At 52.7% G+C, this 24,708-nt stretch carries 25 protein-coding genes and 1 other annotated feature; of the genes, 16 read left to right on the top strand and 9 right to left on the bottom strand.

Going from position 1 to position 24,708, the window contains the following annotated elements; all coding sequences use genetic code 11:
- Positions 1-100 precede the first annotated feature (100 nt).
- From yidC to C2U43_RS30160, 5 genes are all read right to left on the bottom strand, one after another.
- Complete coding sequence (gene yidC / locus C2U43_RS00505; protein WP_003827058.1) at positions 101-1,747, bottom strand: membrane protein insertase YidC; 1,647 nt, start codon at positions 1,745-1,747, stop codon at positions 101-103.
- A 2-nt stretch (positions 1,748-1,749) separates the two neighbouring features.
- The gene (gene yidD / locus C2U43_RS00510; RefSeq protein ID WP_003023846.1) at positions 1,750-2,007 is read right to left on the bottom strand and encodes a membrane protein insertion efficiency factor YidD; all 258 of its coding nucleotides are present in this window, start codon (positions 2,005-2,007) and stop codon (positions 1,750-1,752) included.
- Positions 1,971-2,330: a ribonuclease P protein component gene (rnpA, locus tag C2U43_RS00515; protein ID WP_003844432.1), complete on the bottom strand. Its 360-nt coding sequence runs from the start codon at positions 2,328-2,330 to the stop codon at positions 1,971-1,973. Before rnpA ends, yidD begins: the two co-directional genes overlap by 37 nt.
- A gap of 17 nt (positions 2,331-2,347) precedes the next feature.
- Positions 2,348-2,488: a 50S ribosomal protein L34 gene (rpmH, locus tag C2U43_RS00520; protein ID WP_003023858.1), complete on the bottom strand. Its 141-nt coding sequence runs from the start codon at positions 2,486-2,488 to the stop codon at positions 2,348-2,350.
- A 228-nt stretch (positions 2,489-2,716) separates the two neighbouring features.
- Positions 2,717-2,872 (bottom strand): hypothetical protein, encoded by a 156-nt coding sequence (locus tag C2U43_RS30160; RefSeq protein WP_418657320.1) that lies wholly within the window; start codon positions 2,870-2,872, stop codon positions 2,717-2,719.
- Between the two features lie 222 nt (positions 2,873-3,094).
- Between C2U43_RS30160 and dnaA the strand changes: the two genes are divergently transcribed.
- The 8 genes from dnaA to C2U43_RS00565 all read left to right on the top strand — a co-directional run bounded on the left by dnaA (position 3,095) and on the right by C2U43_RS00565 (position 13,575).
- Positions 3,095-4,498, top strand: coding sequence for a chromosomal replication initiator protein DnaA (gene dnaA / locus C2U43_RS00530; protein ID WP_003827078.1), 1,404 nt, complete (start codon positions 3,095-3,097; stop codon positions 4,496-4,498).
- A gap of 4 nt (positions 4,499-4,502) precedes the next feature.
- Entirely contained in the window at positions 4,503-5,603 is a 1,101-nt protein-coding gene (dnaN, locus tag C2U43_RS00535; protein ID WP_003023863.1) for a DNA polymerase III subunit beta, read from the top strand.
- On the top strand, positions 5,603-6,676 hold the full coding sequence (recF, locus tag C2U43_RS00540; protein ID WP_103284540.1) for a DNA replication/repair protein RecF: 1,074 nt from the start codon (positions 5,603-5,605) through the stop codon (positions 6,674-6,676). Before dnaN ends, recF begins: the two co-directional genes overlap by 1 nt.
- Positions 6,677-6,704: 28 nt before the next feature.
- Entirely contained in the window at positions 6,705-9,119 is a 2,415-nt protein-coding gene (gyrB, locus tag C2U43_RS00545; protein WP_008786542.1) for a DNA topoisomerase (ATP-hydrolyzing) subunit B, read from the top strand.
- A 210-nt stretch (positions 9,120-9,329) separates the two neighbouring features.
- Entirely contained in the window at positions 9,330-10,142 is an 813-nt protein-coding gene (yidA, locus tag C2U43_RS00550) for a sugar-phosphatase (RefSeq protein ID WP_008786541.1), read from the top strand.
- A 171-nt stretch (positions 10,143-10,313) separates the two neighbouring features.
- The gene (locus tag C2U43_RS00555; protein ID WP_020996043.1) at positions 10,314-11,324 is read left to right on the top strand and encodes a hypothetical protein; all 1,011 of its coding nucleotides are present in this window, start codon (positions 10,314-10,316) and stop codon (positions 11,322-11,324) included.
- Positions 11,321-12,451 (top strand): BamA/TamA family outer membrane protein, encoded by a 1,131-nt coding sequence (locus tag C2U43_RS00560; RefSeq protein ID WP_103284541.1) that lies wholly within the window; start codon positions 11,321-11,323, stop codon positions 12,449-12,451. The genes C2U43_RS00555 and C2U43_RS00560 overlap by 4 nt, the downstream gene beginning before the upstream one ends.
- Positions 12,448-13,575: a DUF4056 domain-containing protein gene (locus C2U43_RS00565; protein ID WP_103284542.1), complete on the top strand. Its 1,128-nt coding sequence runs from the start codon at positions 12,448-12,450 to the stop codon at positions 13,573-13,575. The genes C2U43_RS00560 and C2U43_RS00565 overlap by 4 nt, the downstream gene beginning before the upstream one ends.
- On the opposite strand, the gene cbrA is transcribed toward C2U43_RS00565, so the two are convergent.
- A complete protein-coding gene (cbrA, locus tag C2U43_RS00570) occupies positions 13,564-14,709 on the bottom strand; it encodes a colicin M resistance lipid reductase CbrA (RefSeq protein WP_103284543.1) in 1,146 nt (381 codons plus the stop codon). The genes C2U43_RS00565 and cbrA overlap by 12 nt on opposite strands.
- 99 nt (positions 14,710-14,808) lie before the next feature.
- Between cbrA and C2U43_RS00575 the strand changes: the two genes are divergently transcribed.
- Entirely contained in the window at positions 14,809-16,035 is a 1,227-nt protein-coding gene (locus C2U43_RS00575) for a DUF3748 domain-containing protein (RefSeq protein WP_103284544.1), read from the top strand.
- A gap of 1 nt (position 16,036) precedes the next feature.
- On the opposite strand, the gene C2U43_RS00580 is transcribed toward C2U43_RS00575, so the two are convergent.
- On the bottom strand, positions 16,037-16,369 hold the full coding sequence (locus C2U43_RS00580) for a YceK/YidQ family lipoprotein (RefSeq protein ID WP_003023879.1): 333 nt from the start codon (positions 16,367-16,369) through the stop codon (positions 16,037-16,039).
- 238 nt (positions 16,370-16,607) lie between these two features.
- Positions 16,608-16,679 (top strand) — a sequence feature (ROSE (Repression Of Heat Shock gene Expression) occurs in the 5'-region of heat shock genes and acts as an RNA thermometer to modulate expression.).
- On the opposite strand from C2U43_RS00580, the gene ibpA reads away from it, so the two are divergent.
- The 6 genes from ibpA to C2U43_RS00610 all read left to right on the top strand — a co-directional run bounded on the left by ibpA (position 16,673) and on the right by C2U43_RS00610 (position 20,805).
- A complete protein-coding gene (ibpA, locus tag C2U43_RS00585) occupies positions 16,673-17,086 on the top strand; it encodes a small heat shock chaperone IbpA (protein WP_003023882.1) in 414 nt (137 codons plus the stop codon). Its footprint overlaps the feature before it by 7 nt.
- A gap of 92 nt (positions 17,087-17,178) precedes the next feature.
- On the top strand, positions 17,179-17,607 hold the full coding sequence (ibpB, locus tag C2U43_RS00590; RefSeq protein WP_003827096.1) for a small heat shock chaperone IbpB: 429 nt from the start codon (positions 17,179-17,181) through the stop codon (positions 17,605-17,607).
- 124 nt (positions 17,608-17,731) lie between these two features.
- Positions 17,732-19,393: a putative transporter gene (locus tag C2U43_RS00595; protein WP_048237049.1), complete on the top strand. Its 1,662-nt coding sequence runs from the start codon at positions 17,732-17,734 to the stop codon at positions 19,391-19,393.
- Positions 19,394-19,578: 185 nt separating this feature from the next.
- A complete protein-coding gene (locus tag C2U43_RS00600) occupies positions 19,579-19,926 on the top strand; it encodes a YidH family protein (RefSeq protein ID WP_003023888.1) in 348 nt (115 codons plus the stop codon).
- Positions 19,916-20,278: a DUF202 domain-containing protein gene (locus tag C2U43_RS00605; protein ID WP_032945444.1), complete on the top strand. Its 363-nt coding sequence runs from the start codon at positions 19,916-19,918 to the stop codon at positions 20,276-20,278. Before C2U43_RS00600 ends, C2U43_RS00605 begins: the two co-directional genes overlap by 11 nt.
- Positions 20,279-20,292: 14 nt before the next feature.
- Entirely contained in the window at positions 20,293-20,805 is a 513-nt protein-coding gene (locus tag C2U43_RS00610) for a radical SAM protein (protein ID WP_053069354.1), read from the top strand.
- Between the two features lie 12 nt (positions 20,806-20,817).
- On the opposite strand, the gene dsdA is transcribed toward C2U43_RS00610, so the two are convergent.
- A complete protein-coding gene (gene dsdA / locus C2U43_RS00615; protein ID WP_103284545.1) occupies positions 20,818-22,140 on the bottom strand; it encodes a D-serine ammonia-lyase in 1,323 nt (440 codons plus the stop codon).
- Positions 22,141-22,157: 17 nt separating this feature from the next.
- Positions 22,158-23,495 carry a D-serine transporter DsdX gene (dsdX, locus tag C2U43_RS00620; RefSeq protein WP_003827107.1) on the bottom strand — a complete coding sequence of 446 codons (1,338 nt, stop codon included), beginning with the start codon at positions 23,493-23,495 and terminating at the stop codon, positions 22,158-22,160.
- 229 nt (positions 23,496-23,724) lie between these two features.
- Here dsdX and dsdC point away from each other — a divergent pair, with 229 nt between their 5' ends.
- The gene (gene dsdC / locus C2U43_RS00625) at positions 23,725-24,651 is read left to right on the top strand and encodes a DNA-binding transcriptional regulator DsdC (protein ID WP_003827110.1); all 927 of its coding nucleotides are present in this window, start codon (positions 23,725-23,727) and stop codon (positions 24,649-24,651) included.
- Positions 24,652-24,708: the final 57 nt, after the last annotated feature.

Genomic DNA, 24,708 nt, shown 5'->3' on the forward strand with positions numbered 1-24,708 from the left:
GTCTCTTCTTAATGCAATAAAAAAGGCGGTCTAATGACCGCCCTTTACTTTATGTTCCGTTTGCCGGATGGCGGCTTCGCCTAATCCGGCCTACACCGAATCAGGAGTTTTTCTTCTCGCGGCTATGCAGGCCACGTTTCTCCAGACCACGGTAAATCAGCTGCTGCTGAATAATGGTTACCAGGTTGCTGACGATATAGTACAGCACCAGACCTGACGGGAACCACAGGAAGAACACGGTGAAGATGACCGGCATGAAGGTCATGATCTTCTGCTGCATCGGGTCGGTTACGGTGGTCGGAGACATCTTCTGAATGAAGAACATCGTCACGCCCATCAGAATCGGCAGGATGTAGTACGGGTCCTGTGCAGACAGGTCATGGATCCACAGAGCGAACGGCGCATGACGCAGTTCAATGGAACCCATCAGCATGTAGTACAACGCCAGGAAGATTGGCATCTGGATGATCAGCGGGAAGCAGCCGCCCAGCGGGTTTACCTTCTCAGCTTTGTACAGGGCCATCATTTCCTGGCTCTGACGCTGTTTGTCATCGCCCAGACGCTCACGCATAGCCTGAATCTTCGGCTGCAGCATACGCATCTTCGCCATGGAGGTGTACTGCGCTTTGGTCAGCGGGTACATGATGCCACGAACGATAAAGGTGATAACGATGATGGAGAAGCCCCAGTTACCCAGGAAGCTATGGATCCACTTCAGCAGTTTAAATAGCGGCTGAGAAATGAACCACAACCAGCCGTAATCCACGGTCAGATCCAGGTGCGGTGCAACGGCCGCCATTTTATCCTGAATTTCCGGGCCGACCCACAGGGTGCTGGTCATCGCGCCAGTCTGGCCAGGCTGAACCAGTACCGGCTGTGATTTATAGCCGATAGCGGCAATGCCGTTACCCAGGTTAGCGGTATAGAAGTTGTTGGTGCCGTCGTTACGCGGAACCCATGCCGTTGCGAAATACTGTTGCAGCATTGCGACCCAGCCGTCTTTAGCATTGACGTTCAGGTTTTCGTTTTCAGCAATGGTGTCGAATTTGTATTTCTCATACTTCTCATCCGGCGTGGAGTACGCCGCGCCACGGAAGGTGTGCAGCGCAAAGTTGCTGCTACCGGTGTCGCGATGAGATGGCAGATTGATGGATTGCTTCAGCTGACCAAAGGTGGAGATTTCCAGCGGTTTTTCGCCGGCGTTCTGCACGCTGTAGTTAACGTTGACAGCATATTCACCACGCTTAAGAACAAACGTTTTAGTGAATGTGTTACCCGCTGCGTCAGTATAGGTCATCGGGATCTGCAGTTCGTTCTGACCGTCAGCCAGTACAAACGCGTCTTTATCGACGTTGTACAGCGGACGTGGGCCGTTAGCCGGGTTATCCGGGCCGTCACGACCTGTCAGGCCACTCTGTGCCTGGTAGATGAACTGTGGCGTGGTTTCCAGTAACTGGAACGGTTCGGTAGAACCGAGTTCTTTCGGGTAAGCTGGCAGTGAAGCCTGTTCCACATCACCACCACGGGTGTTGATGGTCAGATCAAGCACGTCAGTTTTAACCGTAATCAGTTTCCCCTGGCCACTGGCCGGTACGCCCTGGTCTGCGGCGCTACCCGCTGCGGTGGTCGTTGTCTGCGTGGTCTGTTGGGCCTGAGGTTGCGGGTTTTTATCCTGCTCCCAGGCTTGCCAGATCATGAAAGACACGAACAGCAAAGCGATGACTAAAAGATTGCGTTGCGAATCCATCGTTAGTGTTCTCTGGTATCAAATGGTCCGGGCGGGACGGGATCGTCACCACCAGGGTGTAAAGGGTGGCATTTTAATACGCGTTTCACCGTCAACCAACTGCCTTTTATCACTCCAAACCTGCGCAATGCCTCAATTCCGTAGCTCGAACAGGTTGGAGTGAAACGGCAATGCGGCCCAAGCAGCGGACTGATCAGGCGTTGATAGACCCGAATGAGGGCTATCAGGACCCGCGAGCCAGGCGACAATGGCGACGCCATAATTTTTCCAACGCTTCCGAGAGAGCACGGTTATCGAGGTCAGCAACCCCTTTTTTCGCCACCACCACGAAATCCATTGCTGGAAGCTCGTGCTGACGTAAACGGAAGCTTTCACGCGTCAGACGTTTAATCCGATTGCGTTCATGCGCACGTTTAACATTTTTCTTGGCGACTGTAAGACCGATACGGGGATGCCCCAGCGAATTCAGGCGGCCGAGGATGGTGATTTGCGGCGTGCCAGCCCGTTGTGGCTGCTGGAAGACGAATGTGAAATGAGTGGGAGTTAACAAACGTAACTCCCTGGGAAATGCGAGCTTAACCACTCAGGGGCTAGCTTTTATTACTTAGAAACGGTCAGACGAGAACGGCCTTTAGCACGACGACGTGCCAGAACCTGACGACCATTTTTATTAGCCATACGAGCACGGAAGCCGTGAGAACGGTTGCGCTTCAGTACAGACGGTTGAAAAGTGCGTTTCATGGCGATTTCTACCTAAACTTGAATAAATTCACTGACTTTTGCGTATACCCGAACGAATTTCGAACGACTTACGCCACAGTGTGGGTGATTAAAGAGGCCGGATTGTAATAATTGTACACTCCGGAGTCAATTCTCTTTCCTTATTTCCCGCTTTTTTCCGCATGGTTTCGCGTAAAAAACAGGCAGCGTTGACGCCGTAAGGCGACCGTTACTCGCTGGGGGTAAGAATTATACGGGCTGGTGGATAAAGCGCAAGGATCGCACGGGATCTTTATTAGATCGTTTAAGCAGTAAAGCATCTTTACTCATTAATTTTTTCAATATGCGCGCTAAAACCTGCAGCACTTCTCCAGGATCGTTTACACTTAGCCGATTCTGGATCATCCTGTGGATAAATCGGGAAGAATCTGTGAGAAACAGAAGATCTCTTTCTCAGTTTACGCTATGATCCGCGGTCCTGATCGTTTCAATGGATCCTGATCGGGTAAAAATTGCAGATAGCAATTCGCACGTCACCCTTTGCATAGGGTCTTGTCGATGTGCGTCAACAATCATGAATGTTTCAGCCTTTGTCATTTATCGACTTTTGTTCGAGTGGAGTCCGCCGTGTCACTTTCGCTTTGGCAGCAGTGTCTTGCCCGATTGCAGGATGAGTTACCAGCCACAGAGTTCAGTATGTGGATACGCCCGTTGCAGGCGGAACTGAGCGATAACACGCTGGCTTTGTATGCGCCAAACCGTTTCGTGCTCGATTGGGTAAGGGATAAATACCTTAATAATATTAATGGATTACTCAATAATTTCTGTGGCGCGGATGCCCCACAGCTGCGCTTTGAAGTCGGCACTAAACCCGTCACGCAAACGCTGAAAACGCCGGTCAACAATGTTGTTGCGCCCGCCCACGTGGCTCAGCAAGTGCAACCACAACGTGCTGCTCCGGCGGCGCGTCCAGGCTGGGATAACGTCCCGGCTCCGGCAGAACCTACCTATCGTTCTAACGTCAACGTCAAACACACGTTTGATAACTTCGTTGAAGGTAAATCTAACCAGCTGGCGCGCGCGGCGGCACGTCAGGTGGCGGACAATCCTGGCGGCGCCTACAATCCGTTATTCCTTTATGGCGGTACGGGTCTGGGTAAAACCCACCTGTTGCACGCTGTCGGTAACGGCATTATGGCGCGTAAGCCAAACGCCAAAGTGGTGTATATGCACTCCGAGCGTTTTGTGCAGGACATGGTCAAAGCCCTGCAAAACAACGCGATCGAAGAGTTTAAACGCTACTACCGTTCCGTTGACGCGCTGCTGATTGACGATATCCAATTCTTCGCGAATAAAGAGCGATCGCAGGAAGAGTTTTTCCACACCTTTAACGCCCTGCTGGAAGGCAATCAGCAGATCATCCTGACCTCGGATCGCTATCCGAAGGAGATCAACGGCGTTGAAGATCGTCTGAAATCCCGCTTTGGCTGGGGACTGACTGTCGCGATCGAACCGCCTGAACTGGAAACGCGTGTTGCGATCCTGATGAAAAAAGCCGACGAAAACGACATTCGTCTGCCGGGTGAAGTAGCGTTCTTTATTGCCAAGCGTCTACGCTCTAACGTACGTGAGCTGGAAGGCGCACTGAACCGCGTGATCGCCAACGCCAATTTTACCGGCCGGGCGATTACTATCGATTTCGTGCGTGAAGCGCTGCGCGATCTGCTGGCCTTGCAGGAAAAGCTGGTCACCATCGACAATATCCAGAAGACGGTGGCGGAGTATTACAAAATCAAAATTGCGGATCTGCTTTCTAAGCGTCGATCTCGCTCGGTAGCTCGTCCGCGCCAGATGGCGATGGCGCTGGCAAAAGAGCTCACTAACCACAGTCTGCCGGAAATTGGCGACGCGTTTGGTGGGCGTGACCATACTACCGTGCTTCATGCCTGCCGCAAGATTGAGCAGTTGCGTGAAGAAAGCCATGACATTAAAGAAGATTTCTCCAATTTAATCAGAACATTATCTTCGTGACGCTATGAAATTTACCGTTGAACGTGAACATTTATTAAAACCGCTTCAGCAGGTCAGCGGCCCGCTGGGTGGACGTCCTACACTGCCTATTCTCGGAAACCTGCTGCTGCAGGTTGCTGACGGCACGCTTTCGCTGACCGGCACCGATCTCGAAATGGAGATGGTGGCGCGCGTGGCGCTGATCCAGCCTCATGAACCTGGTGCGACCACCGTTCCGGCGCGTAAATTCTTCGATATTTGCCGTGGATTGCCGGAAGGCGCGGAAATTGCCGTTCAACTGGAAGGCGACCGTATGCTGGTGCGTTCTGGCCGCAGCCGTTTCTCGCTGTCTACGCTGCCTGCCGCCGACTTCCCGAATCTGGACGACTGGCAGAGCGAAGTCGAATTCACCCTGCCGCAGGCGACGATGAAGCGCCTGATTGAAGCCACGCAGTTTTCGATGGCGCATCAGGACGTACGTTACTACTTAAACGGCATGCTGTTTGAAACCGAAGGGGAAGAGCTGCGTACCGTGGCGACCGACGGTCACCGCCTGGCGGTTTGTTCAATGCCTGTTGGTCAGCCGTTGCCAAGCCATTCGGTGATCGTACCGCGTAAAGGTGTGATTGAACTGATGCGTATGCTCGACGGCGGCGATAACCCGCTGCGCGTGCAGATTGGCAGCAACAACATTCGTGCGCACGTTGGTGACTTCATCTTCACCTCTAAGCTGGTTGATGGCCGTTTCCCGGATTATCGCCGCGTATTGCCGAAGAATCCGGACAAGCATCTGGAAGCCGGTTGCGATATCCTCAAACAGGCGTTTGCGCGTGCGGCGATCCTCTCGAACGAGAAATTCCGCGGCGTGCGTCTGTATGTCAGCGAAAATCAGCTCAAAATCACCGCCAACAACCCGGAGCAGGAAGAAGCAGAAGAAATTCTGGATGTCTCCTATCCTGGTACAGAACTGGAAATCGGCTTTAACGTGAGCTACGTGCTGGACGTTCTGAACGCGCTGAAGTGCGAGAACGTGCGTATTCTGCTGACTGATTCCGTATCGAGCGTACAGATTGAAGATGCCGCATCACAGTCGGCTGCCTATGTTGTTATGCCAATGAGACTGTAATGTCGCTCACCCGCCTGTTGATCCGCGATTTTCGCAATATCGAAAGCGCGGATCTCGCTTTATCCCCTGGCTTTAACTTCCTGGTTGGCGCGAACGGCAGCGGCAAAACCAGCGTACTGGAAGCTATCTATACGCTCGGCCACGGTCGGGCGTTTCGCAGTTTGCAGATTGGTCGCGTGATTCGCCACGAGCAGGAGTCGTTTGTTTTACACGGGCGTTTGCAGGGTGAAGAACGTGAGACGTCGATTGGCCTGACGAAAGACAAACTGGGCGACAGCAAAGTGCGCATTGACGGCACTGACGGGCACAAGGTCGCAGAACTGGCGCACCTGATGCCGATGCAGCTGATCACGCCTGAGGGGTTTACTTTACTCAATGGCGGCCCCAAATACAGAAGAGCATTCCTTGACTGGGGATGTTTTCACAATGAAGTCGGATTTTTCACCGCCTGGAGCAACCTGAAGCGACTGCTCAAGCAGCGCAATGCAGCGCTGCGCCAGGTGAGTCGTTATGAGCAACTGCGCCCGTGGGATAAAGAACTGATCCCACTGGCGGAACAAATCAGCACCTGGCGCGCGGAGTACAGCGCCGGTATCGCGCAGGATATGGCGGATACCTGCCAGCAGTTTCTTCCCGAGTTTTCGCTCTCCTTCTCATTCCAGCGCGGCTGGGAGAAAGAGACTGATTATGCCGAAGTGCTGGAACGCAGTTTTGAACGCGATCGCATGTTGACCTACACTGCGCACGGCCCGCATAAGGCGGATTTCCGCATTCGCGCCGACGGTGCGCCGGTGGAAGATACGTTGTCGCGTGGGCAGCTAAAGCTGCTGATGTGCGCCTTACGTCTGGCGCAAGGGGAGTTCCTGACCCGTGAAAGCGGGCGGCGCTGCCTGTACCTGATAGATGATTTTGCCTCTGAACTGGATGACGCGCGTCGCGGACTGCTGGCCAGCCGCTTAAAAGCCACGCAATCTCAGGTCTTTGTCAGCGCAATCAGCGCTGAACACGTTATAGACATGTCCGATGAAAATTCGAAGATGTTTACCGTGGAAAAGGGTAAAATAACGGATTAACCCAAGATAAAATGAGCGAGAAACGTTGATGTCGAATTCTTATGACTCCTCCAGTATCAAAGTCCTGAAAGGACTGGATGCGGTGCGTAAGCGCCCGGGTATGTATATCGGCGACACGGATGACGGCACCGGTCTGCACCACATGGTATTCGAGGTGGTAGATAACGCTATCGACGAAGCGCTCGCGGGTCACTGTAAAGATATCGTGGTAACGATTCACGCTGACAACTCCGTGTCCGTTACCGATGATGGCCGTGGTATCCCAACCGGTATTCACCCGGAAGAGGGCGTTTCGGCAGCGGAAGTTATCATGACCGTTTTGCACGCAGGCGGTAAATTCGATGATAACTCCTATAAAGTTTCCGGCGGTCTGCACGGCGTGGGTGTTTCCGTCGTTAACGCCCTGTCACAGAAGCTGGAACTGGTGATTCGTCGTGAAGGCAAAGTGCATCAGCAAACTTACGTGCACGGTGTGCCGCAGGCGCCGCTGGCAGTAACCGGCGAAACAGAATTGACCGGGACTCAGGTCCGTTTCTGGCCAAGCCACGAAACCTTTACCAATGTTGTTGAATTTGAATACGACATTCTGGCGAAACGTCTGCGTGAGCTGTCATTCCTGAACTCCGGCGTCTCTATTCGTCTGCGCGACAAGCGTGACGGCAAAGAAGACCATTTCCACTACGAAGGTGGCATCAAGGCGTTTGTTGAATACCTCAACAAAAACAAAACGCCGATCCACCCGAATATCTTCTACTTCTCCACCGAAAAAGACGGTATCGGCGTTGAAGTTGCGCTGCAGTGGAACGATGGTTTCCAGGAAAACATCTACTGCTTCACCAACAACATTCCACAGCGTGACGGCGGTACTCACCTTGCAGGCTTCCGTGCGGCGATGACCCGTACCCTGAACGCCTACATGGACAAAGAAGGCTACAGCAAAAAAGCGAAAGTCAGCGCTACTGGTGACGATGCCCGTGAAGGCCTGATTGCCGTTGTTTCCGTGAAAGTACCGGATCCGAAGTTCTCCTCACAGACCAAAGACAAGCTGGTCTCCTCTGAGGTGAAATCGGCGGTAGAACAGCAGATGAACGAACTGCTGAGCGAATATCTGCTGGAAAACCCGTCTGACGCGAAAATCGTTGTTGGCAAAATTATTGATGCTGCACGTGCTCGTGAAGCTGCACGTCGTGCACGTGAAATGACCCGTCGTAAAGGCGCGCTCGACTTAGCCGGTCTGCCGGGCAAGCTGGCGGATTGTCAGGAACGTGACCCGGCGCTGTCCGAACTGTACCTTGTGGAAGGGGACTCCGCGGGCGGTTCTGCGAAGCAGGGCCGTAACCGTAAAAACCAGGCGATTCTGCCGCTGAAGGGTAAAATCCTCAACGTCGAGAAAGCGCGCTTTGACAAGATGCTCTCCTCTCAGGAAGTCGCGACGCTGATCACTGCGCTCGGCTGTGGCATCGGTCGAGACGAGTACAACCCGGACAAACTGCGTTATCACAGCATCATCATCATGACCGATGCGGACGTCGATGGCTCGCACATTCGTACGCTGCTGTTGACCTTCTTCTATCGTCAGATGCCGGAAATCGTTGAACGCGGCCACGTTTACATTGCACAGCCACCGCTGTACAAAGTAAAAAAAGGCAAGCAGGAACAGTACATTAAAGATGACGAAGCGATGGATCAGTATCAGATCTCTATCGCTCTGGATGGTGCTACGCTGCACACCAACGCCAGCGCACCGGCCCTTTCCGGTGAGTCGTTAGAGAAACTGGTTTCTGAATACAACGCGACGCAGAAAATGATTGGCCGTATGGAACGTCGTTTCCCGAAAGCGCTGCTGAAAGAGCTGGTTTATCAACCGACGCTGCCAGAAGCCGATCTGGCTGATGAAGCGAAAGTTACGGCCTGGGTTTCCCAGTTGGTTAACGTGCTTAATGAAAACGAAATGCACGGCAGCACCTGGAATAGCTTCGTGCGTAAAGACGCTGAACTGAACCTGTTCGAACCGGTGATCCGGGTGCGTACCCACGGTGTCGATACTGACTATCCATTGGAACATGAATTTGTGACCGGTGGCGAGTACCATCGTATTTGTACACTTGGCGAGAAGCTGCGTGGGCTGATCGAAGACGATGCGTTTATCGAACGTGGCGAGCGTCGCCAGCCGGTTGCCAGCTTTGAGCAGGCGCTGGAATGGCTGCAGAAAGAGTCTCGTCGTGGCCTCGCTATCCAGCGTTATAAAGGTCTGGGCGAGATGAACCCGGAACAGCTGTGGGAAACCACCATGGATCCGGAAAGCCGTCGTATGCTGCGCGTTACCGTGAAGGATGCGATTGCTGCCGACCAGCTGTTCACCACGCTGATGGGCGATGCCGTTGAACCGCGTCGCGCATTTATCGAAGAGAACGCCCTGAAAGCGGCGAACATCGATATTTAAGCCAATCTGTAGGCCGGATAAGGCGGTTTACGCCGCCATCCGGCAAGACGTTGTATTGTGCCTGATGGCGCGTTGCTTATCAGGCCTACAAACGACAACCAATCTACAAAAAGGGGAATCTCGATTCCCCTTTCTATCCCCCTTTTCGTAGCTGTTTTTTGAGCGGAATCGCGTTAGCATGAGGACGGACTCATTTAATTCGGGGAACTCATGGCTATCAAACTTATTGCTATCGACATGGATGGCACACTTCTGCTGCCCGATCACACCATTTCACCAGCGGTCAAAACGGCGATTGCCGCGGCACGCGCGCGTGGCGTGAATGTGGTGCTGACCACGGGACGCCCGTATGCCGGCGTTCACAGCTATCTGAAAGAACTACATATGGAACAACCCGGTGACTACTGCATTACCTACAACGGTGCGCTGGTGCAGAAAGCAGGGGATGGCAGTACCGTGGCGCAAACCGCGCTGAGCTATGATGATTATCGTTACCTGGAGCAGCTCTCCCGGGAAGTCGGCTCGCATTTCCATGCCCTCGATCGCAATACGCTGTATACCGCGAACCGTGATATCAGCTACTACACGGTGCACGAATCGTTTGTCGCGACCATTCCGCTGGTGTTCTGTGAAGCCGAGAAAATGGATCCCGCAACCCAGTTCCTGAAAGTGATGATGATTGACGAGCCGGAGATCCTCGATAAAGCTATCTCTCGTCTACCTGCGGAAGTAAAAGAGAAGTACACCGTGCTGAAAAGTGCGCCGTATTTCCTCGAAATCCTCGATAAACGCGTCAATAAAGGGACGGGCGTTAAATCGCTGGCCGATGCGTTAGGCATTAAAGCCGAAGAGGTGATGGCGATTGGCGATCAGGAAAACGACATAGCGATGATTGAATACGCAGGGGTGGGCGTTGCTATGGATAACGCTATTCCATCAGTCAAAGAAATCGCCAACTTCGTAACGAAATCTAACCTTGAAGATGGCGTCGCCTGGGCGATAGAGAAATACGTCCTTTCCTGATGCGTATTATGCCTGGCCTCGGCTGGGCAATAACATTAAGATGTTATAAAACATATATTTATATTATCAGATGTGAAACCGCACATTAATACCTCCACATAGTACGTAACTTCTATACTCTCCCTTCTTCTTTTATATCTGGGCAATTCCTGCCTGCTACTAAACTTTCTTATGACAAACACAAGCATCCGCGTGGTGTTGATAACGTCTTCCTGTCTGGTTTTTCATGCCAGTGCCGCGACGGATTCCAGCTCAACTATTACACCTCTCTTTGGCTATCAGGATGACGGTCTGTCTGCGCCTGTACCGGAAAAAACGACTGTTAAACCTGCCGAAAACCACACCATTTTGCCCTTTTTAGGCGATGAAGCGCGTAAGCGCGGATATGAACTACCGGCACCGTTTGGCGTGAATATTAACTACATGAATATCCGACAAAATATTAATGTGGATAGTATTAACTTCAACGGTCTTTCCCTCGGTGGCCGCTCACTGGATAACGCGTTTAAAATTAGCGTCGGCAATACGCGTGAACGCAGTAAAACCGAAACGCTGAAGCTGGATGCCTGGCTGCTGCCGTTTATGAATGTCTATGGCTTGATTGGCTATACCGATGGCCACTCCGTTTCGCAAATAGGCGTCGGGATAAAAGGCCCCCTTAAAGACCGCACACCAAGCAGTTTGCAGAATCTGGCGTTTCAGCTCGATTTTAAAGGCACCACCTACGGCGTAGGGACGACGTTGGTCGGCGGTGTAGGCAACTGGTTTACTGCTTTTGATGCCAACTACACCCAGACGCGGTTCGATATTCTGGATGGGAGTATTGACGCCTTAACCCTTTCTCCGCGCATCGGTTATCGCTTTACCACCCCCAGTGTGGATGCGCTGCACCTGCCATCCGGAAAGTTGAATCTATGGGTTGGCAGTATGTACCAGGACGTGCAGCAAGAATTTAGCGGTAGCCTTAACGACCTCACCATGCCGTCTGAAACGCTGCAAAGACTCGTTGATATTGCCAACAAAGACGGTAATGGTCGCTTTGACGTTAAACAGCATCTCCAATCCCCCTGGAACGTGCTGGTGGGCGCACAGTATGAAATTACCCGGAACTTCAACGTCACGACCGAAATCGGCTTTGCTGAACGTAACAGTTTCTTCATGGCGGGAGAGTATCGCTTTTGAGCCGTCTTACCCTCTTCCTGCTGTTCAACCTGCTCTCCTGTACAGTGCGGGCAGCGTTGCCGAGCCGAGGCGAAGTTGACGGTTGGCTAAATAAGTTGGGTGCCAGTGATAGCTTTGACGCCAACAAAGGCATTGACTGGGGCGTAATGCCGGGACCGTTTTATACCCCGGAGCTGGGGTTAGGGATCGGTACAGCGGTGGTGGGGATGTATCGCCCTGACCCGAATGATACGGTAAGCCAAAACTCGACGCTGACGCTCAGCGGCTATTTTAGCTCAACTGGCGCATTCGGTATCACGATGCAAAATTACGCATTTTTTGCCGACGATCGGTGGCGATTTTTTCTCAATGGCGCATTAACGGATACTCCAACCTACTACTGGGGGCAAGGTTTTAGCGATGGGGATAAAGATAACCAAAAACAGCAATACACCGCTCAGGTTCTGGAGTTGCGTCCAACGTTGTATCGCCAGTTGGCACCCAATGTTTATCTGGGGCTTGGCTGGTCGCTGAACGCCCAGCACGCTACCCAAATGGACGATAACGATCCGCCCAACATTGAGCATACCGGGCAGGGGGGGTCGGTTCTCAGCTCCGGAAGTAGTGTCGAACTCAGCTGGGACGATCGTGATTTCGTTCCCAATCCGCGTAAAGGACAGTATGCCGATGTGCGCTATACCCGATTCACACCAGAGGTGGGAAGCGATACGCGATTTGATGAATATCAACTGCACTACAGTCGCTATCACTCGCTGGACGAGAACAATGTGCTTGCCTGGGAGATGGACGGCGCGTTTACCCAGGGCGATGTGCCGTGGAGCATGATGCCGCTGCTTGGCAGCAATCAGCGTATGCGCGGTTATTACGAAGGGCGCTATCGGGATAAAAACGCCGTCAGCGGGCAACTGGAGTATCGGCGGAAACTTGACTGGCGGCATGGTGTGGTTGGTTGGCTCGGTGCGGGCACGATGGGACCCTCTTTTCATGCGCTGGACGATGGACGCTGGTTACCGTCCGCCGGTGTGGGCTACCGCTTTGAATTTAAGCCCCGGGTGAATGTGCGGCTTGATTATGGGATTGGCAAAGGGAGCAGCGGTTTTTATTTTCAGGTTGGAGAGGCATTTTGATCAATAAGGTGGTGTTAATAGCGCTCTTATGGCTGGCAACGGCGATAGCCCGTGCGGCAATACCTGTAACTTTGCAGCTCGTTTCTACAGAGAATAAGGCCCAGGGTACTGCCTGGCCGGTAGTTTCGCCCCTCCCTGCACCTCAGGGATTACGTCCGTGCTGCGCGTTTGGCTACGACCTGCACGCACAGGTACTGCATATGCCGGTGCCATTTTATGAACTTGATAATGTTGTCACGATCGATAGCATCGGCGAGCACCGCTATAACGATAGCCTACTGTTAGGGCTAGCGAATCTGGCAGGGATCGGGCATGAGAATAACGGCATAGTGTATACCGCTCGCGGTGGCTTCATTGATACCGCACATGTCCGTGATACCGCAGACATGACGGCCTGGCTCTTTAGCCATCTTCTTCCACGGCTTGGTCAATCATTTACGCTGCGTCTGGATGATGAGCTTGCGCAACGGCATGTCGTATTTAACGCTTTCACACCCCCCACAGAGCCTGCTGATCGTTACGCGCTGGCGGCATGGATGGCCGCGCATCTGGCGTTTCAGCTCGCTGCCTGGCATGAAATTGCGCAATGGTATGGTTTTGAGTCTGTTCCAGGATTTTCGGAGGAGGTTTCTGCATTTTCCCCGGAAGATCTCTACTCAAATTTGTTGGGTACCAGAATTGCGGTATCGCTGATCCTCAATGGGCAACTGGCAACAACGGAAATGTACGATGCGGCGATGAACAACGCGCTGCGCCAGGCGTTGATGCAATTGGGGGCAAAACCGGAAAAAATCACCCGCTTTCAGTTTGATATGCTGGATGGCAAATGGTGGAACAGCAAGCGTCGGGTACCAGAGAAATATTTGGTTCTGCACAGAAACTATGATGTGAGTGACTCGCGTTTACCGACGTCGGTACCGGGTGAACAAGCCTCGCCATTGAGACTGATGTTGCCACATCACTGGCGAGAATATTCCCTTGATGCGTTGGCACAACTCGAACTTTGGCCTGGCCGTACAATGGAGCGGCTGCCTACGCCAGGTTCCTGGTACACCGTCGCCAACTTTCCCGCGCTGGCTACAGTGGCACAAGGCCGTGACAGTGAGGTGAACTCAGTCCCTTAAAAAAACGCGCCATAATGTCATAGCCATACTACGTTTTCTCTCACGTTTTTCTTTCGCTGGCGGGCGGCTTTCTGATTTTGCCAAGGAAATATGCGCAACGCCGCTGCGCATAATCCATTTACGGGAAAATGCCGACGTCAGGGCCCGGCTTTTCAGGATTTTGCCATACAGTTTGAGACGTAACTTGTGGGTGGCTTTACGGTAAGCGTGATTCATATCTGGCGTATCCCGCAGCAGTACCGATTTGAGGATCTCCGCGCTGTCCAGCGCATAGCTAATCCCTTCCAGCGAGCTGGCGCTGATAAAACCGGCCGCTTCACCAATCAAAAATGCGTTGTCCTCGCCGCAGACGAAGTCTTTCCAGCGTGAGGGGAATAGCACCGTACATTTTTCACTTTTCACCGGTTTGCCGAACTGGAAATGGAACGCTTCCAGCTTCTCTTTCAGCGCGTCAAAGCGTGCCTGTCCGTCCTTCATGGGGTAGGCGCCACCAAAGATAAAATAGCCATCTTTGCTGATACTCCAGGAATAACAGTCAGTTGCATCGTTATCAAAAATACAGGAATAGAACGGTACGGGATGCTTTTCCGCAAACCATTGTTGAATAGCGACATATTTACGGATTTGGTGCTGTGGATAGAGATGACGGCGCACCAGTGAGTTCGCACCGTCTGCCCCCACCAGATAACGTGCAGTTATCTGCTGCTCCCAACCGTCGGCGCGGAAGATAACATGCCATTTATCGCCCTCGCGCCAGATTTTCCGGCACAGGCTGTCGTGATACACCTGCACATCATCAGGGATGAGAGATTTAAGCCATAAATCAAAAGCATGGCGGTTGATATTAATGTAGCTGCGCTGGTAGTTACGCGTCAAAGAAGCGGCAACATCAACCGTTTTAACGCTAAAAATCTGCGGGTTGGCGATGACATCAACGGGTAAGGTTATCCCGTCGCGGATAAACGAACGCTGGGCGTCCGGGGCCAGCAGACCGCCGCAGGGTTTAGTGAAACCTTCGTTGCCGCACTGGCGTTTTTTATCCAACGCAATCACGCGCATTTTTCCGCTCAACTGTCGCGCCAGCGCTGCGCCTGCCGGACCTAAACCGATAATCGCTACGTCAAAATGTTCCATCTTTCTGTCCGCAAAAATGAAGATGGCGATACGCTAAAGCCTGAAAGTGAAGTGCTTGTGAAGTATGATTGTTTTAATCGTCTTGTATCAGGGCATCTCATGAAGCAAATCACCTTTACGCCGCGTAATCATCAGCTTACCAATATCAACACCTGGACATCGGACAGCCAGTGGCTGGTCTTTGATGTGCGCCCTTCCGGCGCTTCCTTTACCGGTGAAACAATTGAGCGCGTCAATATCCATACTGGCGAGCTGGAGGTGATTTACCGGGCTACTCAGGGATCGCACGTTGGCGTGGTGACCGTTCATCCAAAGTTGGAAAAATATGTCTTCATTCACGGGCCTGAAAATCCTGATGAAACATGGCATTACGACTTCCATCATCGTCGTGGGGTGATTGTTACGCAGGCTGGGGTGGAGAATCTGGATGCAATGGATATTACTGCGCCCTATACGCCAGGTGCGCTGCGCGGCGGGAGTCATGTGCATGTTTTTAGCCCGAACGGTGAGTTTGTCAGTTTCACCTATAACGACCATGTTCTGCATGAGCGCTCTCCGGCGCTCGATTTACGCAACGTCGGTGTGGCTGCACCGTATGGTCCGGTGAAGGTCTCCGCGCAGCATCCGCGTGAATACAGTGGCAGCCATTGGTGCGTGCTGGTGAGCCAGACGACACCAACGCCAAAACCGGGTAGCGATGAGATTAACCGCGCCTATGAAGAGGGCTGGGTTGGAGAAAACAGGCTGGCGTTTATCGGTGATACGCTATCAACCACTGGCGAGAAAGTACCGGAGCTGTTTATTGTTGATTTGCCACAGGATGAAAGCGGCTGGAAACAGCCGGGGGACGCGCCTCTGGAGGGGACTGACATGACCATGCCTGCGCCGCCATCTGGTATTCGCCAACGCCGTCTAACGTTTACCCATGAGCGCGCCTTCCCGGGGCTGGTGAATCAGCCTCGCCACTGGGTACGCAGTAATCCAAAGGCATCTGAGATTGCGTTTTTAATGCGTGATGACAACGGTATTGTACAGCTATGGCTGATTTCCCCACAGGGTGGATCGCTGCGTCAGCTTACCCAGTGCGCTACGAATATTCAGTCAGCCTTTAACTGGCACCCATCGGGGAAATGGCTGGGATTTGTACTGGAGAACAGAATTGCCTGTTGTGATGTTCAAACGGGCGAGATTGATTTTTTAACGGAACGTCATGATAACCCGCCGTCGGCCGATGCGATCGTCTTCTCCCCTGATGGTCGACAGGTTACGTGGATGGAAGACGTCGAGGGTTTCCGCCAGCTGTGGGTGACTGAAACCGGGCGTTAATTTATGGAGCAGACATTTCTGCCGGGGGAATAACGGCGTTCGTGGCCTGGGTTCTCTCCTCGCTCTTTTCTACGCGGGATCTCACCGAGTTATCTTTGCGAAAGAGATCCCAAGGTAGCAATACCGTATCGAGCACCGCGGTAAAAGGCATATCCAGAATCGCCAGCGACTTGGTTCCCCAGTTTGTATCACTTTCGCTAATCATTGTGGCACTGGCTCGCGTGCCAGGATACGTCCCTTCTTTGCCACCTGTATGCGACATGATGCTGGAACAACCGCTTACAAACGCCATCCCACTACACATCGTCAGTGTTACCAACATTTTTTTAATCATCATTTATTCATCTGTATTTATCGTGTTTGCATGGTGAGTTAAAGCGATCCGTTGCGAAAATAACATCACCATTTCGTCGCACTGTGGCGGCCATCGCGATTTAACGAGAACAACTGCTCCCCCCAGTGTATGCAATAGACAACAAACTGCAAAAAAAGTCAGATGAATACGCTTGAAAAGTTTGTATTAAGACCCATTTTTAGAGTGTAGACAAATGAAGGGCATGCCAGATGGGTGTCCTGGCTACCTGACCTGTCCATGATGGAAGGTCAATATTCTCGCTGATTTCAGGAGCTATTGATTATGCGTAACTTTGATTTATCCCCGCTGTACCGTTCTGCTATTGGTTTTGACCGTCTGTTCAACCTGCTGGAAAACAATCAGGGCCAGAGCAATGGCGGCTACCCTCCGTACAACGTTGAGCTGGTAGACGAAAACCATTACCGCATTGCAATTGCCGTTGCCGGTTTTGCTGAAAGCGAACTGGAAATTACTGCCCAGGACAATCTGCTGGTGGTAAAAGGCGCCCATGCGGACGATCAAAAAGAACGTACTTACCTGTATCAGGGTATTGCCGAGCGCAACTTTGAACGCAAGTTCCAGTTAGCGGAGAACATTCATGTTCGCGGCGCAAACCTGGTAAATGGTCTGCTGTATATCGATCTTGAGCGCGTGATTCCTGAAGCGAACAAACCGCGCCGCATCGAAATCAACTAATTCTGTAGGCCGCTTCAGGCGGCCTTGCTAAGTCATCGGCTTGCCGTCAGGGAGCCGAAAGGTACCTACTCGCTTCTTAGAAGGAGATTATTATGCGTAACTACGATTTATCCCCACTGCTGCGTCAATGGATCGGTTTTGACAAACTGGCCAATGCCTTGCAAAACACCGGTGAAAGCCAGAGCTTCCCGCCTTATAACATCGAAAAGAGCGATGATAACCACTACCGCATTACCCTTGCGTTAGCCGGTTTCCGCCAGGAAGATCTGGATATTCAACTGGAAGGCACGCGCCTGACCGTGAAAGGTACGCCGCAGCAGCCGGAAAAAGAGACCAAATGGTTGCATCAGGGGCTGGTCACTCAGCCGTTCAGCCTGAGCTTTACGCTGGCTGAAAATATGGAGGTCTCCGGCGCAAGCTTCACTAACGGCTTGCTGCATATTGATTTGACCCGGAATGAACCTGAAACCATTGCTCCACAACGTATCGCCATCAGCGAACGTCCTGCATTAGATAGTTAAATAGCTCCATGCCTTTGCCCCGCCAGAAATGACGGGGCTTTTTTGTGCTTTACCACCCATACATTGCGACTGTACTCTGCGAGAATCCATTTACTTAATGATGTTATTCACAGGGAACAGAATAATGAGTGATATAGCATTGACGGTCAGCGTTCTGGCATTAGTGGCAGTTGTCGGGTTATGGATCGGCAACATAAAAATACGTGGTGTGGGTTTTGGCATTGGAGGCGTGCTGTTCGGCGGTATTATCGTCGGGCATTTTGTCGATCAGGCAGGGATGACCCTGAGCGGCGACATGCTGCATTTTATTCAGGAATTTGGCCTGATTCTTTTCGTCTACACCATTGGTATTCAGGTGGGGCCGGGCTTTTTTGCTTCTCTGCGCGTTTCGGGCCTGCGGCTGAATCTGTTTGCTGTGCTGATTGTCATCATGGGTGGCCTGGTCACTGCGATCCTGCATAAGATTTTTGCCATTCCTCTCCCTGTGGTGCTGGGAATATTCTCTGGAGCGGTCACCAATACCCCGGCGTTAGGTGCGGGGCAGCAAATTCTGCGCGATTTAGGTACGCCTGGCGATGTGGTTGACCAGATGGGGATGAGCTATGCCATGGCTTATCCTTTCGGCATCTGCGGAATTTTACTGACCATGTGGCTGATGCGCCTTATTTTCCGCGTTAACGTCGATGCTGAAGCCCAGCAGCATGAATCCACGCTGACCAACGGGCACGCACTGATTCAGACGATGAACATCCGCGTGGAAAACCCAAACATCAACAATATGGCGATTCAGGATGTCCCGATTCTGAACAGCGACAAAATCATCTGCTCGCGTCTGAAACGTGACGAGACATTGATGGTGCCGTCGCCAGGGACGGTTATCCAGATGGGCGACCTGCTACACCTGGTCGGACAGCCTGCTGACCTGCATAACGCGCAGGTGGTGATTGGGCAGGAGGTAGACACATCGCTGTCTACGCGAGGTACCGATTTACGCGTCGAACGCGTGGTGGTGACCAACGAACAGGTGCTGGGTAAACGAATCCGCGACCTGCACTTTAAAGAACGTTACGACGTGGTGATTTCCCGCCTGAACCGTGCAGGTGTTGAGCTGGTAGCCAGCAGTGACGCCAGCCTGCAATTCGGGGATATCCTCAATCTGGTGGGACGTCCTTCGTCCATTGATGCCGTTGCCAATGTTGTGGGTAACGCGCAGCAAAAACTGCAGCAGGTGCAGATGCTGCCGGTATTTATCGGTATCGGGCTGGGTGTTCTACTGGGTTCAATCCCGCTGTTCATCCCGGGGTTCCCGGTGGCGTTGAAACTGGGGTTGGCCGGCGGGCCGCTGATTATGGCCCTGATCCTGGGGCGTATTGGTAGCATCGGTAAGCTGTACTGGTTTATGCCTCCCAGCGCTAACCTGGCGTTGCGAGAGTTGGGTATCGTGCTGTTTCTTGCGGTGGTGGGTCTGAAGTCAGGCGGTGATTTTGTCGATACCCTAACACAGGGCGATGGCCTGAGCTGGGTGGGTTACGGTATTTTCATTACCGCGATTCCGCTCATTACCGTGGGCTTGCTGGCGCGAATCTTTGCCAAAATGAACTATCTGACGCTGTGCGGCATGTTGGCTGGCTCAATGACCGATCCCCCGGCTCTGGCGTTTGCTAATAACCTGCATGCCACCAGCGGGGCAGCAGCGCTCTCCTACGCTACCGTTTATCCACTGGTCATGTTCCTGAGGATTATCACCCCGCAACTGTTGGCGGTGCTCTTCTGGGGATTAGGTTAAAACTGACTTATCCGGCCTGCATCTCCTGTCGGCCGGATAAAACGCAACTCTCCATCCGGCATTACAAACACCCTCTCTCTTTCCCATTGTCTCATCACCCGACTCGCCCTCTCGTTTGAGAATCAGGTTCATACTCCTTAACTGTTCCGGTATAACGACCAGACAACAATATTTAAGGAGCTGTCATGAAGATTTCTCGCCTTGGAGAAGCACCGGATTATCGCTTCTCACTGGCAAATGAACGTACCTTTCTGGCGTGGATCCGCACCGCGCTCGGATTTCTGGCGGCGGGGGTTGGCCTTGATCAACTGGCCCCGGATTTTGCCACGCCGGTCATCCGTGAGGCGCTTGCCTTGTTGCTGTGTCTATTTGCCGGCGGTCTGGCGATCTACGGCTATCTGCGCTGGCTACGTAACGAAAAGGCGATGCGACTGAAAGAGGACTTGCCCTACACCCACAGCCTGCTGATTATCAGCGTCATGCTGACTATTGTGGCGGTGATTGTCATGACGCTGGTGCTGTATGCCGGATAGCCGCAAATCCCGACGCATCGCTGATCCGGGGTTACAACCGGAGCGGACTTCACTGGCCTGGTTTCGCACGTTGTTGGGCTATGGCGCGTTAATGGCGCTGGCGATTAAGCACAACTGGCACCAGGCGGGAGCGTTGTTCTGGATATCGGTAGTTGTGCTGGCGATAGTGGCGATTATCCTCTGGCGCTACACCCGCAGCCGTAATCTGATGGATGTGAGTCATAGCGATTTTTCTGAATCTCGCGCGGTGCGTGACAAATTTATGATCTCCCTCGCGGTGTTATCCCTCGCAATGCTGTTTGCTGTAACGCATGTTCGCCAACTTATCGTATTTATCGGGAATTTTGCATGACAGGATGTGAGAACATGGATGTTAGTGATGATGTTTTAAACGTGGTGATTGACCATCAGAAGTGTTTACAACCGGTTGAAGTGTACCGTGGTTTGCAACAAGGAAATGTTCGCCTGGTACAGTTTATTCCGCTGGTTAAGCTCGATGGTTCAGGTCATCTGACAGACGAATCGGTTACGTCTGAGGCATGGGGCCGATTTTTAATTACGATATTTGATATCTGGGTACGTGAAGATATTAATCAGATATCTATCCAGCTTTTCGATAAAACGCTTCGCCAGTGGTGTGGTCTGACGGCACAGATTGAACGACAGACCATGTCATCAATGAATACGCGTTGCCAGACATGCTCATTGTTTCAATATTACCACGGTGATTGTCCTGCGTACTGCGAGGAAAATGGAAAGGGCGTGCTGTGTGCAGGCTATCAGGCTTTCTTCAGCCATACCGCACCGCATATGCGCGTGATGCGTGACCTGCTTAAGCAGCATCGCTCACCGATGGAGCTGATGGCGATGCTGCGTTAAGCTCAGCGGTATTTAACGTCCTTTGGCCAGATACTGCGCCATTTCATCTTCCGGGACCATTCCACCGCCGGTCGCCCACACCAGGTGGGTGGCGTTATTGAGCTGATCCGCGCTGAAGCCGTGCATGTGCTGATAGTCAGCAGAGGCGCAAACGTGTTGCGGACCGGCCATCCCTGCCAGCGCTGACGGTTCGAGGCGAATACCTTCTTCCTGCGCCAGCCAGCCCAGCATGTCGTACATAGTCTGATCGTCCAGGGTGTACAGACCGTCGAGCAGACGTTCCATTGCCCGGCCAACAAAGCCAGACGCACGGCCGACAGCCAGCCCATCAGCCGCCGTCAGGTTGTCGATGCCAATATCCTGCACGGAAATCGTATCGTGCAGTCCGGTATAAATCCCCAGCAGCATGCACGGTGAATGGGTTGGTTCTGCGAAGAAGCAGTGCACGTTATCGCCAAACGCCAGCTTCAGGCCAAACGCCACGCCGCCAGGGCCACCGCCGACGCCGCATGGCAGGTAAACAAACAGTGGATGGTCTGCATCCACCACGCGCCCCTGCTGGGCAAACTGCGCCTTTAAGCGCTGTCCGGCCACCGCATAGCCTAAAAACAGCGTGCGGGAATTTTCATCATCGATAAAGAAGCAGTTTGGATCGGACTCCGCCGCCTTACGGCCCTGTTCAACCGCCACGCCGTAATCTTCTTCATACTCCACGACCGTCACACCGTGACTGCGCAGTTTGGCTTTTTTCCATGCGCGGGCATCGGCCGACATATGCACCGTCACCTTAAAGCCGATACGGGCGCTCATAATGCCAATCGACATGCCGAGGTTACCGGTGGAGCCTACCGCGATGCTGTACTGGCTAAAGAACTGTTTGAATTCGGGCGAAAGCAGAACGCTGTAATCGTCTTGTGTGGTCAGCAGACCGGCTTCCAGCGCCAGTTTTTCCGCGTGGGTCAGTACTTCATAAATGCCACCACGGGCTTTAATCGAGCCAGAAATTGGCAGGTGACTGTCTTTCTTCAGCAGAATTTCGCCATTGATGCGCTGCCCGTACTCTTTCTCCAGCCGCTTTTGCATGGCCGGAATCGCGGCCAGCTCAGATTCAATAATGCCGCCGGTGGCCGCGGTTTCCGGGAATGCCTTTGCCAGGTACGGCGCAAAGCGCGTCAGACGGGCGTGGGCATCCTGAACATCGTGTTCAGTCAGGCCAACATACGGTAAACCTTCCGCAAGAGAGGTGGTGCCAGGGTTAAACCAGGTTGTCTCCTTGAGAGCAACCAGATCTTCCACTAAAGGATGCTGGGCGATAAGTGTTTGAATGTTTTCCATAGTCAGTCTCTTTGCGCTTAGATAATAAAGGAAAGCAGGAATGTGCAAGCCAGTGCAATCACGGACGCGATAAATGTCGCGGTCGTATAGTATTTAAACGTTTCATTCAGGGTGGCACCGCAGTATTGCTTCACCAGCCAGAAGAGGGAATCGGTAACGATCGTGCAGCCAATAGCGCCGGAACCGATAGCAATGGCGATGATCTCCGGGCTGACGTTGGGATAGAGCGGCAGCATCGGTGCAACGATTGCCGTGGCGCCCATCATTGCCACCGTGGCGGAACCCACCGCGGCATGCAGGATTAACGCCACCAGCCACGCCAGCAGAATCGGGTGCATATGCATGTTCGAGAGGATCAGCGCAAGAGTATCCGCCAGCCCACTGCTCTTGAGGATAGCGTTGAACGCGCCGCCTGCGCCGATAATCAACAGAATGTTAGCGATGGAGCCAAAACCGTTTTCAGTGTGGGTCAGCAACGTACCCATACCGATGTGCTGACGCAGGCCGAGAATGTAATAGGCAACGAAAACGGCAATAAACATCGCGGTGATCGGGTTACCAATAAACTCCAGCAGCGTATATACCGTGCTGCCTTTCGCCATGTTCAGCTCAGCGACGGTTTTTACCAGCATCAGGCCAATCGGCAGCAGAACGGTAAACAGCGTAGCACCCAGCGACGGTAGCGTACTTTCGTCACGCACTTTAAGGTCAGAAAACTCAGCCGGAACCGGTTTAAACGGCAGACGGTTACCCAGGAATTTCAGGTACAGAGGACCGCCTATCAGCGAGGCCATCAAGCCGACCAGTAAGCCGTAGACAATCACGGTGCCAATGTCTGCGCCCAGCTTGTTAGCCACGAACAGGGCAGCCGGATGCGGTGGTACCACGCAGTGCACCGCCATCAGCGCCGTACACAGCGGAATCGCCAGCTTCAGTAATGAAGTATTGGTTTTCTTGGCAATTGAAAAGGCCAGTGGAATCAACAGCACCACGCCGACTTCAACAAACAGCGTGATCCCGCAAATCAGCCCAACCAGAACCATAATGACGTCGGCGGATAGCCAGCGGCAGCGCTGCAGCGTCAGGCCAATGCGTTCGGCTGCGCCGGACACTTCCATCATTTTGCCCAGAATGGTCCCAAGGCCGATAACCGCGGCGAGGAAGCCCAGCGTACCGCCGATGCCACTCTCAATGGCATTGACCATATCCAACGGCCCCATGCCCATCATCGTACCCACGAAGAAGCTGGCTAACAGTAGCGCCAGAAACGGGTGGAATTTGAACTTCACGATGGTCAAAACGATTAACACGATGCTTATCAGCAGCGTGCTCACAACCCAGATTTGAGAGTGCATAACTCACCTTGCCCTGTGATTAATATAGGGTTATTGGACAAAAATAAGGCATGGTCTGACAAACGATATAAATCCCCCTTCACATGAGCTAGATTGCATCAAATGAGTGATTTATGTCTAATTGCGCTTTGTTTATGCGATATGGTTCACTCTGATTCACCTTTGAGCTGATTTTTGCAGCGAACTTTTTTACACTCCAGCGCATGAATCAGAAGGAAAGGAGGTGAGAATGGATCCCCTACGCGAAGTCAGAAACCGGCTGCTCAACGGCTGGCAGTTGTCAAAGCTGTATACTTTTGAAGTGGCGGCCCGGCATCAGTCTTTTGCGCTGGCGGCAGACGAGCTGTCATTGAGTCCCAGTGCCGTCAGCCATCGCATAAATCAGCTTGAAGATGAGCTTGGTATCCAATTATTTGTTCGTTCTCATCGCAAAGTGGAACTCACTCATGAGGGCAAACGGGTATTTTGGGCGCTGAAGTCGTCACTGGACACGCTCAACCAGGAGATTCTTGATATTAAGAATCAGGAGCTCTCGGGGACGCTCACCGTCTACTCACGGCCTTCTATCGCCCAGTGCTGGCTGGTTCCGGCGCTCGGCGACTTTACTCGTCGCTACCCGTCAATTTCGCTAACCATGTTGACCGGGAACGACAACGTCAATCTACAGCGTGCGGGTATCGATCTCGCCATCTATTTTGACGATGCACCCTCCGCGCAACTCACGCATCACTTCCTGATGGATGAAGAGATCCTGCCGGTGTGCAGCCCGGACTACGCCCGCCGCCATGACCTTACCGGTTCGCTGGTGAATTTGCCGCACTGTACGTTGCTGCACGACAGACAGGCGTGGAGTAACGATTCCGGGACCGATGAATGGCACAGTTGGGCGCAGCATTTTGCGGCGAATTTGCCGACATCGTCGGGGATTGGTTTTGATCGTTCTGATTTAGCAGTAATTGCGGCAATGAACCATATCGGCGTGGCGATGGGCCGAAAACGGCTGGTGCAAAAACGCCTCGACAGCGGAGAATTGATTGCGCCTTTTGGCGATATGGCGCTGAAATGTCATCAGCATTACTACATCACCACGCTGCCCGGCAGGCAGTGGCCGAAAATCGAGGCGTTTATTGGCTGGCTACAGGAGCAGGTTAAATAAGCGGGTCGCGAATATTTTTTACGCTTTCGCTCTACACGGAAAGTGAAAAAGCGTGCT

Origin of the sequence: Citrobacter freundii complex sp. CFNIH9 (assembly GCF_002903305.1) — a bacterium.
Lineage (GTDB): Bacteria > Pseudomonadota > Gammaproteobacteria > Enterobacterales > Enterobacteriaceae > Citrobacter > Citrobacter portucalensis.

Coding starts and splice junctions, on each gene's coding strand:
- ibpA (WP_003023882.1), top strand. CDS start 16,673: ATGCGTAACTTTGATTTATCCCCGCTGTACCGTTCTGCTATTGGTTTT.
- dsdC (WP_003827110.1), top strand. CDS start 23,725: ATGGATCCCCTACGCGAAGTCAGAAACCGGCTGCTCAACGGCTGGCAG.
- C2U43_RS00595 (WP_048237049.1), top strand. CDS start 17,732: ATGAGTGATATAGCATTGACGGTCAGCGTTCTGGCATTAGTGGCAGTT.
- dsdX (WP_003827107.1), bottom strand. CDS start 23,495: ATGCACTCTCAAATCTGGGTTGTGAGCACGCTGCTGATAAGCATCGTG.
- yidC (WP_003827058.1), bottom strand. CDS start 1,747: ATGGATTCGCAACGCAATCTTTTAGTCATCGCTTTGCTGTTCGTGTCT.
- rpmH (WP_003023858.1), bottom strand. CDS start 2,488: ATGAAACGCACTTTTCAACCGTCTGTACTGAAGCGCAACCGTTCTCAC.
- C2U43_RS30160 (WP_418657320.1), bottom strand. CDS start 2,872: ATGATCCAGAATCGGCTAAGTGTAAACGATCCTGGAGAAGTGCTGCAG.
- cbrA (WP_103284543.1), bottom strand. CDS start 14,709: ATGGAACATTTTGACGTAGCGATTATCGGTTTAGGTCCGGCAGGCGCA.
- C2U43_RS00575 (WP_103284544.1), top strand. CDS start 14,809: ATGAAGCAAATCACCTTTACGCCGCGTAATCATCAGCTTACCAATATC.
- ibpB (WP_003827096.1), top strand. CDS start 17,179: ATGCGTAACTACGATTTATCCCCACTGCTGCGTCAATGGATCGGTTTT.
- gyrB (WP_008786542.1), top strand. CDS start 6,705: ATGTCGAATTCTTATGACTCCTCCAGTATCAAAGTCCTGAAAGGACTG.
- C2U43_RS00555 (WP_020996043.1), top strand. CDS start 10,314: ATGACAAACACAAGCATCCGCGTGGTGTTGATAACGTCTTCCTGTCTG.
- C2U43_RS00600 (WP_003023888.1), top strand. CDS start 19,579: ATGAAGATTTCTCGCCTTGGAGAAGCACCGGATTATCGCTTCTCACTG.
- yidD (WP_003023846.1), bottom strand. CDS start 2,007: ATGGCGTCGCCATTGTCGCCTGGCTCGCGGGTCCTGATAGCCCTCATT.
- C2U43_RS00610 (WP_053069354.1), top strand. CDS start 20,293: ATGGATGTTAGTGATGATGTTTTAAACGTGGTGATTGACCATCAGAAG.
- dsdA (WP_103284545.1), bottom strand. CDS start 22,140: ATGGAAAACATTCAAACACTTATCGCCCAGCATCCTTTAGTGGAAGAT.
- yidA (WP_008786541.1), top strand. CDS start 9,330: ATGGCTATCAAACTTATTGCTATCGACATGGATGGCACACTTCTGCTG.
- dnaN (WP_003023863.1), top strand. CDS start 4,503: ATGAAATTTACCGTTGAACGTGAACATTTATTAAAACCGCTTCAGCAG.
- C2U43_RS00605 (WP_032945444.1), top strand. CDS start 19,916: ATGCCGGATAGCCGCAAATCCCGACGCATCGCTGATCCGGGGTTACAA.
- C2U43_RS00580 (WP_003023879.1), bottom strand. CDS start 16,369: ATGATTAAAAAAATGTTGGTAACACTGACGATGTGTAGTGGGATGGCG.
- recF (WP_103284540.1), top strand. CDS start 5,603: ATGTCGCTCACCCGCCTGTTGATCCGCGATTTTCGCAATATCGAAAGC.